The following is a 16,418-nucleotide window of genomic DNA, read 5'->3' on the forward strand; positions in this document are numbered from 1 at the left end:
ATAAACTCTTAAGAAATCACTGAGCCAAAACGAAAAGGCAATCCCCTAATAGACTGGAATTGCCTTATTTTTTATTTTGTATAGTCAAACAAACAACGTGCATGGTCTTGCACTACTTCTACAAATGCCTCTACTTGACGCAATTCAAAAGATGATTCATAGCCAATAAGCCATGTATCTCGTGTAATCCCAAATTCCTTTTCATCGTTTGTTAAAGGTATTTTATGAATTTCATCATGATCATTTAATGTGATGGATGGTAGTATAGCATAACCTATTCCATTTAAAGCCATCTGTTTACAAATTTCAATTTGATCTACTAAAATTTGTTTTCTGGGATTTTGAGCAAAGTGTTGCTGCCACCATTGTTGAATTTCCTGATAGTAGTTCGAATCACTTTTGTATTGAATAAATGGACGATCTGTCGTCAGTACATCTTCAATTGTCTTCAATTCCTTATCCACTAAATAAAGAGTGTCTCTGAAAAGGTGAATCTTTTCCCCTTTCCAATCTACCTGACCTCGTACAATTCCAATATGTGCCTCGCCCTCATAAAGTGCTTTCACAATTTCAGAACTCCAGCCCGTCATAAGCGATATTTTTGCATCAGGATATTTAGATACAAATTCCTTTAGGATTTTAGGCAACCAGTTTTGTCCAACAATGGACGCACAGGCAATTTTCAATGTCCCATTTACCTTTGTTGTTAAAGATTGAATCGTTTCAAATATTTCTTCCTTTTTCGCTAGCATTTCCTTTGCATAGGCAATAACCTGTTCACCAGCAGGTGTTGCTGTTAAACCTTTTTGTGAACGAATAAATAATTGTGCACCCCAGTCCTTTTCAATGGTTTGTAAACGTTGAGAAAGGGCTGGTTGGGATAGAAATAGACGTTCAGCTGCTTTCCGCATATTGCGTTCCTCAGCCAAAATTTTTAAAATCTCTGCCTCTGTTGCCATCAATCTGTAAACCTCCAATACAAGCAAAGAGGGCCTCATGACTTTCATATGAGCTCCCTCTTAAACTACTACTCTTTTTGATAAATATATTTTTTCAATTGCTTTAAAATAACACGTCTTGTTAATATCCCTGCAAATGTACCATCTTCGTCCACTACACATAAAAATGCGTGGTTAATAACTAAATCCAAAGCTCGCTGAAATGTATCTGACAATTTTAATACAGCGATCTCTTTTTCCATAATAGAGTCAACTTTAATATCAGGAAGCTTTTCATACTCAATATGTTCGAGTCCTAGAATCGATTCCGTTATCATTTTCATGCTCAGTAAACCTTGAAGTCGATATTTCATATCTAATACAGGAATGGACGAATATCCTGTCCGCGTTAGTACAAGGAGTGCGTGTTCTGCACTATTACCACTTTGTACATGTGCAACTTTTTCAGAGGAAATGATAAAATCACTAATTGGCATTGCTAATAAGTCTTTGCTGTTAGTTGAAATCATGAACTTCTTCTCCTTTTCTGTCCTGGCTGTGCAGAACAGTCCTTCCCTTTCATCATATCACAACTTTTCTATGTCTGACCATGATCAGGACGGGAAGAGTTTTTCAGGAATAACGAATTATTTTGAATCATTCAACAAAAACTAAGTACACCCTCAATCAGTTAAAGTGTTTCATCTCTGATTGAGGATGCGTTATTTCTAATAGCCAGCCTTACTCCAGTAATAAAAAATCATGATCCCTAAAAAGAGTAAAAATATCAGATATACCCATACGATTGGATTGAGCATCGTTGCATACTCTTCAACCGTTTCTGAAATCGGAGTATCCTTTTCAGACTTCCGTTCAGAAGTCATCTTTGCAATTTTCAACGTGGATACAAACGAAATAACACAAATAATTATCATGGCAATTAGAGCTGGTATTAACCACATACCCATTGTCAAAACTCCTTTCTTTTCCCTTAGTATGCGTCAATCCAGCTCTCCATTATGCAAACATTTTTAGAATGGATATTGATTGAGCCACTGGCCACCATCCAATGTCACACATTCTCCGTTCATATAACTTGCTTTATTAGACATCATAAATGTTGCTAAATCAGCTATTTCCTCAGGTGTACCCGTTCGTCCTAGTGGAACAGAATCTAATGTACGCGCAGCAGCTGCTTCCGATTCCCAAAGCTTATCTGCTCCACCCGTCCGTTCAATTGGTCCTGGTGCTATTGCATTGACGCGGATACCATACTGCTTTCCCCATTCTACTGCTAATGTTCTCGTCAATGATAATACTCCAGCTTTTGCCGCAGCTGAATGGACCACACCAGCTCCTGCATTCCAAGCATAAGTAGCCACCATATTCAAAATAGAGCCCTTAATTTTATTTTTTATCCAATATTTACCTACAGCTGAAGAACAGAAGAACGTACCATTTAACACGATATCTACAACTGCCTTCCAACCATTAGGTGTTAAATCCTCAGCATGTACAATGAAATTACCTGCCGCATTATTAACAAGACCATCAACCTGTCCAAATTTTTCAATAGCAAACGCTAGCATCGCCTCTGCATGTTCTGGTACTCGTACATCCATTTGAAAAGTTTCAATAGTTGAGCCAGCCTCTGCAATAAACTTTTTTGCCTCTGCTAAACGTTCTTCGTTGCGCCCTGTTATAACAACATTTGCTCCTTCAGCAACAAATTGCTTCGCCATATAAAGGCCCATCCCACTTGATCCACCTGTAATGACAATTGTCTTCCCCTGCAACATTCCATTTCCCCCTTTATTAAAAATGAATGGTTATTCATTAAAATTTTACTATATTTTCTCGAATATGTCATATTAATTCTGCTTTTCACTCCTTTTAATTTCTATAAAAAATATAAAAGAGCTATCCACAATAATGAATAGCTCGCAAATTTTTTAGAATTCATAAGTATAAGCTATATGATATAGCTCCATTAGTTCCTCTTTTGTCGGTATCTTCGGGTTATTGCTAGGACTACCACTTGCAATCGCATCTTCAGCCATTTTAGGGATAGCCTTATAATAAGCTGCCTCCTCTATGCCCCACTGTTTTAAATTACTTATATTCAAAAGTTTACATATTTCCTTAATGGAAGAAATGGCTAACTGAGCAAGCTCCTCTTGTGATAATATTTCATTGCTTTTATGAAAGAACTCTCCTAAAACTGCTAACCGATCTATACAAGCTTCTTTTGAAAATTCTAAAACGGCTGGTAAAAGCATCGCGTTGGAAATACCATGGGGTACGTGGAACAACGCACCTATTGGACGAGACATCCCATGTACTAACGCGACCGAAGCATTAGAAAAAGATAGGCCTGCCTGCATGGAACCTAATGACATAGCTTCTCTCGCATCTACATCATCACCTTGCTCATAAACTCTCATAATGTTATGAATGATTAAATCCATGGCAGAAAGAGCAAGTACATTTGAGTATGGGTGGGCTAAACGTGACAAATAACTTTCAATGGCATGGCTTAAGGCATCAATCCCTGTAGCCGCTGTAATTGCAGGCGGTGATGTTATCGTTAAAATAGGATCAACAATGGCAATCGTTGGCATAAAGGCAGGCTGTTTAATCATCATTTTGACTTCACTCTTTGTATTGGTAATAACAGTAGCATCTGTTGCTTCAGAACCTGTTCCAGCTGTTGTTGGAATAGCAATATGTGGGATTGGCGCTTGCGCTGCAATTTTTGCCATTTTCATGTAATCTCCTATGTAGCCACCGTTAGTAGCCACCACTGCAATTGCCTTTGCTGTATCAATGCAGCTTCCACCTCCAACAGAAATGATGACATCACAGCCTTCTTGCAGAAGAAGCTGTAGGCCTTCCTCTACATACGTGTCATCCGGCTCAGTTACTACCCCAAGGTATGAGGCGACTTCTATTCCATTTGTGTTTAACAAGCTACTACATTGCTTCACAAAGCCTAAGTTGTCCATAATGGGATCGCTAATAATAAGCGCTTTGGTACCGAGTTTTTTAGCATACTCACCCACCTCTTCAAAGGAATCACGCCCATAAACAATCGTTCCAGGTGAATGAACAGTAAAGATTGTTTTTGTTTGAATCATTTTTCTCCCTCCTACACTATTGAGCTGTATAGCCACCATCTAAAAGAATTGCCTGACCCGTTAACCCTTTAGCTAAATCACTTGCCAAATATAAAGCAAGCCCTGTAATTTCTGAAACATCAAGTAAACGCTTTTGAGGTACAAGAGGATAGAGTACCTCTTCAAGTACTTCTTCTACTTGAATTCCTCTAGTTAACGCTAAATCTTTAAACTGATGACGAACTAATTCTGTATCCACATATCCTGGACAAATCGCATTTACCGTAATGCCATCCTTCGCTACCTCCAGTGCAGCTACCTTCGTTAAACCAATGACACCATGCTTCGCCGCATTGTAACCGGCCTTTCCAGCAAATCCAATCACTCCATTAATAGAGGCCATATTAATAATACGACCACATTGATTTTTCTTCATATGAGGGAATGCATATTTCATCGCAATAAATGGAGCAACCACCATTACTTTTTGCATGTCTTGGAAAATTTCAGTCTTAAAGTCTTCAATAAGCGAGACATGTTGAAATCCTGCATTATTGATTAAAATATCTAACGTTGTAAATCGATTGATTGTCCAATTAATTGCCTCTCTTATGGCTTCTTCATCTGTCACATCACATGTATAAGCCGTTAAGGAGGGGTTTTTTCCAACAGCCTCTCTTAAAAGCTGTTCATTTTTATCCGTAATGACGACATTTGCCCCTTGCTCGGTAAATGCTTGTGCCATGCAAAGACCAATGCCACGAGCTGCTCCAGTAATGAACACTGTTTTTCCTTGCATACAACATTCCTCCTACATCCCTATTGAAAATAAGATAATAGCTATTATTGTGCCGATAGTTGGAATAATAACCGTCAACGCTCCAAATGGCATATAGGCGTCCTTGTGCTTTTCATTACAGACTGAATTAATGGTAGTGACCACATAACCACCATGTGGTAATGAATCAAGTGATCCTGATGAAATGGCAATTGTCCGATGCAAAGCCTCTGTATTTACCCCCATGTCAATATAGTGGGGTGCAAGCAAAGGCATCGCAATGGTTTGACCACCAGATGCAGAACCAGTCAAACCTGCAATGACAGCAATAGCTAGGGCTCCTCCAACTAACGGACTGCCAGGGATATTTGTCATGACATCTACGGTAGCCAAAAAGGATGGCGTTGCTTTTACGACACCACCAAATCCTACTACAGCCGCTGTATTAGCAATGGCAATAATGGCACCCATTGCTCCCGCTGCTAATGTTGCTCCAACGGATTTGGCATACTTATAACTCACTAAATAGGCGACAATACAGCCACTTGTCAAAGCAACAATTAAAGCAGAAGTTCCAAGCGAATTATGGAAAACATAAGAAATCACTAAGACGACTAGCAATGGTATTAGACTAAGTAGCGGACTGGGAAGCTTCCGCGTTTCATCAACTATTGGATCTGTCGAGCGTTCTATAAATATTTCTCCATTGTTTACAGCTCGTTTAATCATCCAATTCAGCCAAAGAGAACCACCAACAGCCATAAAAATAGCGACAATAATACTAACTTGCCATCCTGCATATGGTGTCGTTCCAAGATATTGAATGGGAATCCAATTTTGAATTTCAGGTGAGCCAGCTGACGTCATCGTAAAAGTGACTGAGCCTAGACCAAGTGCAGCGGGGATAAAGCGTCGTGGAAAATTCGCTTGTTTAAATAAACTGATAGCCATCGGATAAACAGAAAATGCTACGATAAAAACAGAAACACCCCCATAAGTAAGGACCGCTGCTGCTAACACAACCGCATATGTTGCATATTTCACCCCGATTTTTTGAATAATCCATGTTGAAACACTATCCGCTGCTCCTGTATCCTCCATGACTTTCCCAAAAATAGCACCTGCCATAAACATTAAATACCAAGAACCAACGAACCCAGTAAATCCATCCATATAGCTTGTTAGAAAATTGGCTTGGTTCTCACTTGCAGTTTGAGGAAAAAATGCTAAACCATTAGTTAAAGCAGCTAACAGTGCGGTTAACGGTGCTGAAATAAGTAAATTAACGCCCTTCATTGTTAAATAAACTAATAATGCTAAGCTACCAAAAAGACCCATGTACGCCAACATAGACATCCCACCCCTCCCCATTTTTAGAAAAAGAGCTGTATAACGCTACAGCTCTTTATAGGTATTAGTCGTTATTGCTTGGGAATGCAAATGTAGACGCAGTGGAAGTATTACTTGCCATCCAGCGTTCTGAAATAGTCTTTGTTTTAGTAAAAAATCGCGCCTGATCTGGACCAAACATATGCCCTTCACCAAAACGAGAGCCTTTAAAACCAGCAAAATTATGGTAGCCAACCGGAATAGGAATTGGCACATTCACCCCTACCATGCCGACATCTATTTCTGTTGTGAATTTACGAGCTGCTAATCCATCATTTGTAAAGATAGTGACACCATTTCCCAGCTCATGCTTATTAATTAGTTCAATGGCTTCCTCTAGAGAGTCCACGCGTACAACATTACGAGCAGGACCAAATACTTCCTGCTCATAAATTTCCATACCAGGCTTTACATGATCTAAAAGTGTAGGACCTACATAGAATCCTTTTGACTCTTTAACGATATCCAAAACACGACCATCACAAATAATGGATGCTCCCTCGGATTCTCCACGATCAATTGCAGCGAGTATTGCTTCTTTTGATTGTTGAGAAATAACTGGACCAAAATCTGAATCAGGATTTGTATATGGACCTACCTTCAGATTAGTAATCTTCTCTTTTAATATCGACACTAGTCGATCAGCAGTATCTTTGCCTACAGGCATGATTGTGGATATTGCCATACAACGCTGAGACGCTGCCCCATAGGCTGCCCCAATAAAGGCGTTTGCAACTTGTTCAAGATCTGCGTCTGGCATGACAACCATATTGTTTTTTCCACCGCCAAGTGCTGTTACACGTTTTCCATACTTAGAACCTGTTTCATAAATATACTTGGCAACCGGTGTAGAACCTACAAATGAAACCGCTTGCACGGTTGGGTTCTCTAAAAGTTCATTGACTGCATCTTTATCACCATTTATCACAGTCCAAATCCCATCTGGTAAGCCCGCTCTTTTCCACAGCTTACTAACATATAAAGCGGTCATTGGCACACGTTCAGATGCTTTTAAAATAACTGCATTCCCTACCGCAATAGCCATACTCGTTTGTGCTAAAGGCACCATAATTGGGAAATTAAAAGGTGAAATCGCCGCTACTACACCTAGAGGATATTTTGCTGAGTAAGCGTTTATTTGACCTCCAACATTCACAGAGTATTCCCCTTTCATGAGATGTGGGGCACCAATAGCTAAATCAACAGACTCAAGACCTCGTGTAATTTCGCCTTTGGCATCTTCCAACGTTTTTCCGCTTTCCGTGCAAATAATTTGTAATAGCTCCTCCATATTCTCAGTAATAAGATTACGGAACTTTAAGACGACTTCTGCACGTTTAGCCACGGATGTATCACGCCATAATGGAAAGGCTGCTTGAGCCTGCTCGATTGCCTCTCTTGTCTCCTCAAAAGTTGCCAATGGCACTTTTGCAATAATATCACCGGTAGTTGGATTGTATACAGAACCAAATCTTCCACTTCTTCCTTCAACTAACTGTCCACCAATAAAATGCGTTAATGTTTTAACCTCTTGAGCTGTCGTCATCATCATTTCCTCCTTATAATTGTTTTATTTTACATGTATCCTTTAAGCTTAAATAAGCTGCAGACATATCATTTTCACCATAGCCCTGCTGAGCAATCTCGCTATAAAGTTCCACTAATTTTTCGCCGATTCGAAGAGATACACCAGCTTCATCAGCCATTTCCTTTGCTAGCTTTAAATCTTTCAATAAAAGATTCGTTGAAAATCCAGGTGCATAATCATTATTTTTCATATATTCCATATAGTTACGCTCATAAATCCGACTTTGACCGTAGCTATTACTTAATACCTCATATAGCGTATCTCCATCAATCCCCATTTTTTCACCAAGTACAATTGTTTCAGCTACAGCCTCTGTGTAAAACCCTATCATTAGGTTATTTAATAATTTAAGACGCGTACCTACACTTGAGGACAAACCTAGGTGATAGATATTTTTCCCCACTATTCCGAATATTCGGCTTGCACTTTCATAATCTTCCTTGCTACCACCGACCATTATTGTTAGGGAGGCATTTATAGCCCCTATGACACCACCACTTACAGGTGCTCCTAAATAGCGTAATCCCAACACACTCGCTTCTTTATGTAACGAATCATTCAAATCGGGATTGACCGTACTAAAATCAATGAGTAAGGCACCTTTCTTAGCATGCTGTATAATGCCTTCTTCTGTTTGATACACCATTTCAACTATTTGAGGTGTGGGCAAGCTAGTCATTATCACATCACATTGCTTTGCAACTTCCTTTGTTGATTCAAGACCTATACCGCCAGCTGCTGTAAATAGCTCCATTGCCTTCGTATTTGTATCAAAGCCATACACTTCATAGTTTGCCTTTAATAAGTTAATAGACATTGGTAACCCCATATTTCCTAAGCCGATAAAACCTAATTTTCTATTCATTTGGATATCCCCCAATCCTTGAAAATTCAGCAATAGTGCTGGATAGTCACTAGCCAACAACAGTTTTTTATCGTAACATTAATAACGAGATACCTTTAATTGACCTGAGTCAGTGACTTCGGTCAATTAAATCATAATCAAAATAAATCCATCTCGTCAATTAAAAATTTTATATTTTCTGAATTTTTAATTTAAAAAATATTTTACAATACTTAAAATCGGAGGTAATTTGCCACTATGGAATCACTAACAAGCAGGCAAAAAAAGGCATTAGAAACTCGTGATAAATTATTAAAAACATCCCTAGATTTATTCAATAAATTCGGATTTGAACATGTTACTGTGGAACAAATTACCAAGGCTTGTCATGTCTCCAAGGGTACATTTTATACACATTTCCCCTCTAAATATGACGTTATTTTAGAAAAATTTAAAGAGCTGGATCATTTTTATAGTACTTTAGAAAAAAATATAGACCATACATTGCCAGCAAGTGAAAAAATTTTATTAGTGTATCAAGAACAAATGAAATACTTAATGAATGTTGTAGGAAAGGATCTGTTACGCACTGTGTATACTGCTGCAATGACAAATCAAGTAAAACAGGATCATTATTTAATCAATCCCGAGCGGAAGATATTTCAAATCATGAATACATATATTGAGGAAGGGCTACAACAAGGTGAACTTAGACAGGATTTATCAGCTACTGAAATACAGGCCATCATACAGCGTTGTATGCGTGCCAATGTTTATGATTGGTTAATCCATAACGAAAACTTTGACTTGGCAGCTGAGATGAACCGATTTACAGCTATTGTGTTAAACGGTCTTAAAAGTGTCAAATAAAAAAAGTAGCACCTCATCAGTTGAGTGATGAGTGCTACTTTTAACTAGCTGACGAAATATTTTTGTACAATGGTTTCAACTGGTAGTGGTTTATTATACAAATAACCTTGTCCCTTTTGACAACGGTGACGTTTGAGAAAATCAACTTGCGTGGGCTCTTCAATTCCTTCGGCAATTACCTCTAACCCTAAGTTATGAGACATCGAAATGATGGCCTTAATAATGGCCTCATTTTTGTCATCTTTAGCGATATCCCGAATAAACGATTGATCGATTTTTATAATATCAATTGGATAACGCTTTAAATAGCTTAATGAAGAATAGCCGGTTCCAAAGTCATCTACTGACACATAAACCCCTAATTGCTTTAACTCTGTAAGAATCGAAAATGTCTCATGAACATTTGTCATCGAGCTTTCTGTGATTTCTACCTCCAGAAGTTCTGCAGGCACCTCGTATTTTTTTAATGCTGCCTTTATTTTTCGTGCGAAGTTCTCTTTCCTAAACTGTTTTGGTGAAATATTGACAGCTATGCGCACAGGACGGTAGCCCTTAGATTGCCATTCTTTTTGATGACGACAAACCTCGTCAATAATCCAATCACCAATTTCAATAATTAATCCTGAAGCCTCTGCAATAGGTATAAATTGCGCAGGGGAAACAAAACCAAATTTACGGTTATTCCATCGCAATAAAGCTTCAAAGCTATTGATGCTATTATTTGTTAAGTCCATCTGAGGCTGGAGATGCAGACTAAGCTCATTAAATTCAATAGCACGTCGTAAATGTGCCTCCATTAAAGCTTCATTTGGGAAAATCGCCGTCATATCTTCACGATAATAACGATAGTGAGATCGCCCATGCTCTTTAACAGAAAATAATGCCTTATCGGCTTTCCTTACAAGTGTCTCTAAATCCTTGCCATCTGCTGGACTAAGGGATATACCGATTGAAACGCTAATAAAATATTCCTGTCCATCTATCATAAATGGCTGTTTTAAAACATTCAAAATAGCATTGGCGGTATGCTCAATTTTTTGAATAGTCGCATCTTTTAGTACAAAGATAAACTCATCACTGTTATAACGATAAAGGGCACATTTTGAATAGCAAAGTTCATTAAGTCTTTGACTAAACATACGCATGAGCTCATCCCCTTTACTTTCACCTAGGGATTCATTAAATTTTTTAAAACGATCAATATCCACTAAAATAAGGGCTGCTTGCTTGTGCTCTTGATTTTTGTCATTTAGATAATGTAACCAATGCTCCTTGAATGCCTTACGATTCCAAATGCCAGTTAATTCATCCATTAACGCTAGGTAATAAAATGCCTCATGATCATTCAGAAATGAATTTGCATCTTTAACAAATAAATGAACCCCTATAACCTCCCCATTATAATAGGTTGGGTGTGTTCTTAAGTAAAAAGGCTCTTTACTTAACAATTGGTCCTTAAATAAGCATTTTGGCATACCAAAAGCTGAACCTTCAATTGTTTTGGCAAATAATAATTTAAATTCTTTACTATATTTACTGTCCAATAATGAAAAAATATCTCGTCCTATTAAGCACTGCTGGTCTCTAGAAATTGCTGACGTAACAGCCATGTTTTGATGAATAATTCGGCCTTGTAAATCTACCGTCAGTACCGGACTTACATGTTGTTCCACGTATTGTAAATAAGGTTTTTCTTCTATTTGTGTTTCTCTCAAAATAACTGCAACCATGGATTGAGAAAAATGTTGTATATGAAGAGCAAATGCTCGTTCATAAAAACCGGTACCTAATTTCAGGACATGCTGTGTATGGACTTCTTCGTTTAGAAAATTCGACAACTGCAGCCAGCATTGCTTGGTAAAAAAACGTTCAGCGTTCGTCGCTGCTTTATCCTGCAGCTCCATAAATGATAATAGCTTATCATTAAAATCAACGACCTCGAACCTCTTTTTATCAACTATTCTCAAACAGACGACTGCATCAAACGGATTCATTTGAATGAGCTGTTGATAATCTGCAAATGGCGCTACACTCTCTCTATATTTTTTCATTCTATCCCTCACTAAGTAGCGTGTTTGCTCTATTCTTCGTCTAGCGTAGGCTTTAATGCATCTTGTAAGAAAATCTCCTGACTATTCAGCGGATCTTCACTACGATCAAAATCTTTATAATGATATTTACCATTGGAGTCTTGAATACGAGCCTTAGCAGTATCCATTAATTGTGTATTCATAATGTCAATAATACGAGTTTTTGCTTCATTTGCATATACAGGGAACAAAATTTCTACACGTTTAATCATGTTACGTGTCATCATATCAGCTGAAGATAAATATACTCTATTCTCACCATTATGATGGAACCAATAGATTCGGGAATGTTCAAGGAAACGACCAACGATACTTGTTACAGTAATGTTTTCGCTAATGCCAGGAATCCCCGGTCTAATACAGCAAATACCACGTATTATAAGTTCTACCTTTACCCCAGCAATCGAAGCCTCATATAGCTTCATCATAAGATCTTTGTCTGTCAATGAATTCATTTTAGCTCGAATAAAACCATTCCCATATTTTTTATGACAAGCAATTTCTTCATCCATTAAACGAATAAATTCATCTCGAATATCAAATGGTGCCACAACCAAGTGATTAAATGTAGGTTTTTCTGTATAGCCACTTAAATAGTTAAAGAAGTTTGTCGCATCAATCCCAAATTCTTTATCTGTCGTTATTATGCCCATATCCGTGTAAATTTTTGCAGTGGCATCATTATAATTTCCTGTGCCAAGATGAACAAAGCGTTCAATTTTTCCATTTCGACGACTAACGACTAATGTAATTTTGGAGTGTGTTTTTAAATTGTTCATCCCATAAATAACAAGGCAGCCTGCTTGCTCTAGTTGTTTTGCCCAATGCACATTATTTTCTTCATCGAATCTAGCCTTTAATTCGACTAAAACTGTTACTTGTTTGCCATTTTCAGCAGCCAGTTTCAGTGCTTGAATGATTGGTGAATTGCCACTTACTCGATATAATGTTTGTTTAATTGCCAATACATTCGGATTAACTGCTGCCTCTGAGACAAAGTCAACGATCGGTGCAAATGATTCATATGGATGATGGAAAAAGATATCTTGTGTCAATGCTTTTTCAAAAATATTTTCGTCAGATTGTAAATCTAAAGGTGGCTGTGGGATGAAGCTTTCATATTCAAGATGTTCACGGCCAACAGCTATACCTTTTACAAAAGAGAACATAAAGGTTAAATCCAAAGGACCATCAATATGGAAAACATCATTTTCTTCAATTTCAAATTCATCTAATAAATATAGAAGCACTTCCTCATTCATTTCTCCAACTCGAACTTCTAGACGGCTTCCTACTCCCCACTTTCGTTTCTTCAACTCTTTTTCAATTTCAACGAGAAGGTCCCTTGCACCCTCTTCGTGGATCGTTAAATCCGCATTCCTCGTTAAACGGAAGGCTTGCGCTGATTTTACACTATAGCCATAAAATAATTTTTCAATATGTGCTACAATGACATCCTCCAGTAGTACAACGACTGTTTTACCTTCTTCAGTAGGCACTTTGATATATCGATCTAAAACAGATGGAACTTGAACGATTGCGACTTTTTCACGACTTTCAAGATCTGATTCATCCTGCTCTAATAGGACTAGTAAATTTAGTGTTTTCCCAAGCAATGTCGGGAAGGGACGATACGCATCTACTGCTACAGGTGTTAATACTGGGAATATAGTTTCTGCAAACATCTCGTTAATAAAAGCTTTTTGTGTGCTATTTAGATCTTTCATGTCTGCAATATGTACATTATGCTGTGGTAATAAATCATAGATTAAATGGCGGTATACTTCAGTTTGTCGACGCACTAAAGCTTGTGTACGTTCTGCAATCTTCGCTAATTGTTCTTTTGGTGTTAACCCAGATTTATTCTCAGCCTTATGGAACCCTGCACGAACTTGATCTTGTAAGCCTGCCACACGCACCATAAAAAACTCATCTAGATTTGAACTAAATATAGCTAAAAATTTCAAACGCTCTAGCAGAGGATTATTCACATCCTCCGCTTCCTCTAATACACGCTCATTAAAAGCAAGCCAACTTAACTCTCGATTATTATAGTACTGAGGCTTCGCAATCTCCTCTAGTAAACGACTATGATTTTCTAAAAACTCTTCCTCATTTAGCTCATTATTCGTTATTTCAGTTGTCATCCTTATTCCATCCTTCTTCAATAAAATTGATTGTCATTGGGATTTTTAATGCTCGCTCTAAATGTTTTTTATGTCGATTAGCTTGATATTTTTCAGCTGCTGCATTGTTCTTTATATAAATATTGAGCTGTACATAGTCTTCCTCTGGATGCATATCAATTGCATGTACAACATTTCGCTTTGAGACATTTAAAGCATAGACAAATTTTAATAACGCTCCAAAATCTCTTATTTTCCGATACTCCTCACGATTCATCCAAGTAGCGAATGGGGCAGCGAATCGTTCAAAATAATCTTTATTTTTATAAGAGGCTAGAAGGGCTAGTTTGACTCTTTCTGGGTGATTTAAACCATCAATAGATTGATTCGCAATCAAATAAAAGGTATGTTGACTTGCAGAGCTTAGTTCTATATATTCACCGATATTAAATACCTTTGCTGCTTTTCTTATTAACTGCAAATCTTCCGCATTATATTGTAAATAGCCTAAATGACAACATTCGCGATACAATTGATCGGCTAAATGCATCAAATAATCGACCTCATTTTCAGTTCGACCATACTGTCGAGCAAGCCGCCTGGCATTGCCGTCAAAAACATTATATTTATCAAAAGCATTGCTATCTGTTTGTAAGATCTTTTTGATAATTAGTCCTTCACGTAATCCCTTCTTCGTTAGTTGGAAAGACTTGCTTCCTACAGTCTCCATTAATACTCTAAATACTTCTAAGGCAGGTAAAATAATATCGGCACGGTCTGATGATAGACCATCAAGCTGCCTCAATTCTTGAAAACTTAATTGGCCTAAAAATAAGCTTAATTCATCTAAATCTTCTTTTGTCATTTCGTATCCATGGACACTGGCAATGGGATAATCATGTTTTTGTTGATGAATTTGTGCAATATTACGCGCACTTCCTCCAATTGCAATGATCGGTAAACCACTATTTTGAATCCATGTTAAGGTTTGAAATTGCTCTTTTAAAAAGGCAATAAGTTCCTTCCTTTCACTGCTATTAATGATGTCCCCCTTCACAAAACGTTGCTTTAATGAAACTGTCCCAAATGGGAAACTATGTGATTGCTGAATTTCTTTATTTTCAAACAGTGTAATTTCGGTACTTCCACCACCAATATCAATCGTAACTCCTGATTTTGTGCCACTGGAAAAAGCGACAGCTACAAAGCCAAAATAAGCTTCTTCTTCTTCTGATAAAAGCTCAATTTGGATGCCAGTTCGAGCTTTCATTTCTGCTATTATTTGGTCGCGGTTGGTCGCCTGGCGGATAGCAGCAGTTGCAGCTGCCTTCACTTCTGTCACTTCAAAATCTTCTAACATCGCTTTAAATGTTTCTAAGGTCTCCGCTAACACATGGATACCTTCTTTAGACATCTCACCAGAGGGCTGTAAATATGTACGCAAACGTGCTACCGTTTTAATATTTCCAAGCTCATGAAGCCCCTCTTCATTGTTATACTGATATATCACTAAGCGAATAGTATTGGAGCCGATATCAATAATAGCTGTTTTTAATTCATTCAAATAATCACATCCTTCAAGCATCTTCAGTTTATTTTGTTCACAATATGTATACCTATACAAAAAGTCGGACCCTTTAAAGGCATCCGACTTTACTTTCATTTATTTATACTTTCAGGATACCCATTATTAAAATTGAGAAGTATCATGTAAGGCACAATTTTTACAAAATTAATTGGTCAACACGTAGGATGAGCTCTGCAATTTCTGGCTTACTAATTTGATCTTCTGCTCCTACCTGATCACCTTTATGACGAAGGTCATCTGTAATTAGACTTGAGAATATGATAACTGGAAGTTTTTGAAGATCAGGATGTTCTTTGATTTTTCTTGTCAAATGATGCCCATCCATTTGTGGCATTTCAATATCTGTTACAACTAATTGAATATGTTCTGCAATATCACTACCGCTCTTCGCTATTCCTTCTAAGTATTCATAAGCATCGCGGCCATTTTCAAAGAATTCTACATTGTCATAGCCAGCTTCATTCATCGTATCAAATAATAATTTTCGTAATAAAGGTGAATCCTCTGCAATTAAAATGCGTTTTCCAGTACGCTCACGTTTGCCCAGTTTTTTGACAGATTCTACACTTATGCCCGATTCAGGATTAATATCCACCATAATTCTTTCGAAATCGAGTAGTAGAATCATCTGTTCGTTTTGTTTAATAACACCTATAACTTGTGATGTTCCGCCTTGATACATATCTGAAGGCTTTTCAATTTGATCCCACGATATACGGTGAATTTGTGTCACGTTATCCACATGGAACACAACACGTTGCTTATTAAATTCAGCAACAATATATTTTTGTTGTGGATTACGCTCAGTACTCTGAATTCCTAATACCCGTAGCATATCCACAACTGGTAATACTTCACCTCGTAATTGAATGATTCCTTCTACATGCGGGTGCGCGTGTGGAATAAATGTTACTGGAATCGGTTGAATGATTTCTTTTACTTTAATTACATTGATACCAAATTTATTGTTAGCCACTTCAAATTCAACGATTTCTAGCTCATTTGTGCCACTTTCTAATAATATTCCTTTATGTTCCAATGCAACCCCGCTCCTTTCTCTACTTCAATTTATAATTCAATTGTATCATAGG

At 37.6% G+C, this 16,418-nt stretch carries 14 protein-coding genes; 1 reads left to right on the forward strand and 13 read right to left on the reverse strand.

What is annotated here, in order from left to right:
* Positions 1–71: 71 nt before the first annotated feature.
* From ccpC to AC3CH7_RS06220, 9 genes are all read right to left on the reverse strand, one after another.
* On the reverse strand, positions 72–959 hold the full coding sequence (ccpC, locus tag AC3CH7_RS06180; protein WP_012293046.1) for a transcriptional regulator CcpC: 888 nt from the start codon (positions 957–959) through the stop codon (positions 72–74).
* A 68-nt stretch (positions 960–1,027) separates the two neighbouring features.
* Positions 1,028–1,468, reverse strand: a complete 441-nt coding sequence (cbpB, locus tag AC3CH7_RS06185) for a cyclic-di-AMP-binding protein CbpB (protein ID WP_012293045.1) — start codon at positions 1,466–1,468, stop codon at positions 1,028–1,030.
* A gap of 198 nt (positions 1,469–1,666) precedes the next feature.
* Positions 1,667–1,906, reverse strand: a complete 240-nt coding sequence (locus AC3CH7_RS06190; protein ID WP_008174117.1) for a hypothetical protein — start codon at positions 1,904–1,906, stop codon at positions 1,667–1,669.
* Between the two features lie 63 nt (positions 1,907–1,969).
* A complete protein-coding gene (fadH, locus tag AC3CH7_RS06195; RefSeq protein WP_012293044.1) occupies positions 1,970–2,737 on the reverse strand; it encodes a 2,4-dienoyl-CoA reductase in 768 nt (255 codons plus the stop codon).
* A gap of 153 nt (positions 2,738–2,890) precedes the next feature.
* Complete coding sequence (locus AC3CH7_RS06200; protein ID WP_012293043.1) at positions 2,891–4,075, reverse strand: iron-containing alcohol dehydrogenase; 1,185 nt, start codon at positions 4,073–4,075, stop codon at positions 2,891–2,893.
* Between the two features lie 16 nt (positions 4,076–4,091).
* Positions 4,092–4,853: a 3-hydroxybutyrate dehydrogenase gene (locus AC3CH7_RS06205; RefSeq protein WP_012293042.1), complete on the reverse strand. Its 762-nt coding sequence runs from the start codon at positions 4,851–4,853 to the stop codon at positions 4,092–4,094.
* Positions 4,854–4,865: 12 nt separating this feature from the next.
* The gene (locus AC3CH7_RS06210; protein WP_332289579.1) at positions 4,866–6,182 is read right to left on the reverse strand and encodes a GntP family permease; all 1,317 of its coding nucleotides are present in this window, start codon (positions 6,180–6,182) and stop codon (positions 4,866–4,868) included.
* Between the two features lie 64 nt (positions 6,183–6,246).
* A complete protein-coding gene (locus tag AC3CH7_RS06215; RefSeq protein ID WP_036160881.1) occupies positions 6,247–7,767 on the reverse strand; it encodes a CoA-acylating methylmalonate-semialdehyde dehydrogenase in 1,521 nt (506 codons plus the stop codon).
* A 13-nt stretch (positions 7,768–7,780) separates the two neighbouring features.
* A complete protein-coding gene (locus AC3CH7_RS06220; protein ID WP_198695128.1) occupies positions 7,781–8,674 on the reverse strand; it encodes an NAD(P)-dependent oxidoreductase in 894 nt (297 codons plus the stop codon).
* Between the two features lie 237 nt (positions 8,675–8,911).
* On the opposite strand from AC3CH7_RS06220, the gene AC3CH7_RS06225 reads away from it, so the two are divergent.
* Entirely contained in the window at positions 8,912–9,523 is a 612-nt protein-coding gene (locus AC3CH7_RS06225; RefSeq protein ID WP_031418826.1) for a TetR/AcrR family transcriptional regulator, read from the forward strand.
* Positions 9,524–9,567: 44 nt separating this feature from the next.
* Here AC3CH7_RS06225 and AC3CH7_RS06230 read toward each other — a convergent pair whose 3' ends face one another.
* The 4 genes from AC3CH7_RS06230 to AC3CH7_RS06245 all read right to left on the reverse strand — a co-directional run bounded on the left by AC3CH7_RS06230 (position 9,568) and on the right by AC3CH7_RS06245 (position 16,366).
* Positions 9,568–11,574, reverse strand: a complete 2,007-nt coding sequence (locus AC3CH7_RS06230) for a putative bifunctional diguanylate cyclase/phosphodiesterase (protein ID WP_325881134.1) — start codon at positions 11,572–11,574, stop codon at positions 9,568–9,570.
* A 29-nt stretch (positions 11,575–11,603) separates the two neighbouring features.
* Complete coding sequence (locus AC3CH7_RS06235; protein ID WP_012293036.1) at positions 11,604–13,760, reverse strand: RNA degradosome polyphosphate kinase; 2,157 nt, start codon at positions 13,758–13,760, stop codon at positions 11,604–11,606.
* Positions 13,750–15,303, reverse strand: coding sequence for a Ppx/GppA family phosphatase (locus AC3CH7_RS06240; RefSeq protein WP_036160877.1), 1,554 nt, complete (start codon positions 15,301–15,303; stop codon positions 13,750–13,752). The genes AC3CH7_RS06235 and AC3CH7_RS06240 overlap by 11 nt, the downstream gene beginning before the upstream one ends.
* Before the next feature lie 160 nt (positions 15,304–15,463).
* The gene (locus AC3CH7_RS06245) at positions 15,464–16,366 is read right to left on the reverse strand and encodes a chemotaxis protein (protein ID WP_012293034.1); all 903 of its coding nucleotides are present in this window, start codon (positions 16,364–16,366) and stop codon (positions 15,464–15,466) included.
* Positions 16,367–16,418: the final 52 nt, after the last annotated feature.

The sequence above is a fragment of the Lysinibacillus sp. F12 genome (genome assembly GCF_057773605.1).

Coding starts and splice junctions, on each gene's coding strand:
- ccpC (WP_012293046.1), bottom strand. CDS start 959: ATGGCAACAGAGGCAGAGATTTTAAAAATTTTGGCTGAGGAACGCAAT.
- cbpB (WP_012293045.1), bottom strand. CDS start 1,468: ATGATTTCAACTAACAGCAAAGACTTATTAGCAATGCCAATTAGTGAT.
- AC3CH7_RS06190 (WP_008174117.1), bottom strand. CDS start 1,906: ATGGGTATGTGGTTAATACCAGCTCTAATTGCCATGATAATTATTTGT.
- fadH (WP_012293044.1), bottom strand. CDS start 2,737: ATGTTGCAGGGGAAGACAATTGTCATTACAGGTGGATCAAGTGGGATG.
- AC3CH7_RS06200 (WP_012293043.1), bottom strand. CDS start 4,075: ATGATTCAAACAAAAACAATCTTTACTGTTCATTCACCTGGAACGATT.
- AC3CH7_RS06205 (WP_012293042.1), bottom strand. CDS start 4,853: ATGCAAGGAAAAACAGTGTTCATTACTGGAGCAGCTCGTGGCATTGGT.
- AC3CH7_RS06210 (WP_332289579.1), bottom strand. CDS start 6,182: ATGTTGGCGTACATGGGTCTTTTTGGTAGCTTAGCATTATTAGTTTAT.
- AC3CH7_RS06215 (WP_036160881.1), bottom strand. CDS start 7,767: ATGACGACAGCTCAAGAGGTTAAAACATTAACGCATTTTATTGGTGGA.
- AC3CH7_RS06220 (WP_198695128.1), bottom strand. CDS start 8,674: ATGAATAGAAAATTAGGTTTTATCGGCTTAGGAAATATGGGGTTACCA.
- AC3CH7_RS06225 (WP_031418826.1), top strand. CDS start 8,912: ATGGAATCACTAACAAGCAGGCAAAAAAAGGCATTAGAAACTCGTGAT.
- AC3CH7_RS06230 (WP_325881134.1), bottom strand. CDS start 11,574: ATGAAAAAATATAGAGAGAGTGTAGCGCCATTTGCAGATTATCAACAG.
- AC3CH7_RS06235 (WP_012293036.1), bottom strand. CDS start 13,760: ATGACAACTGAAATAACGAATAATGAGCTAAATGAGGAAGAGTTTTTA.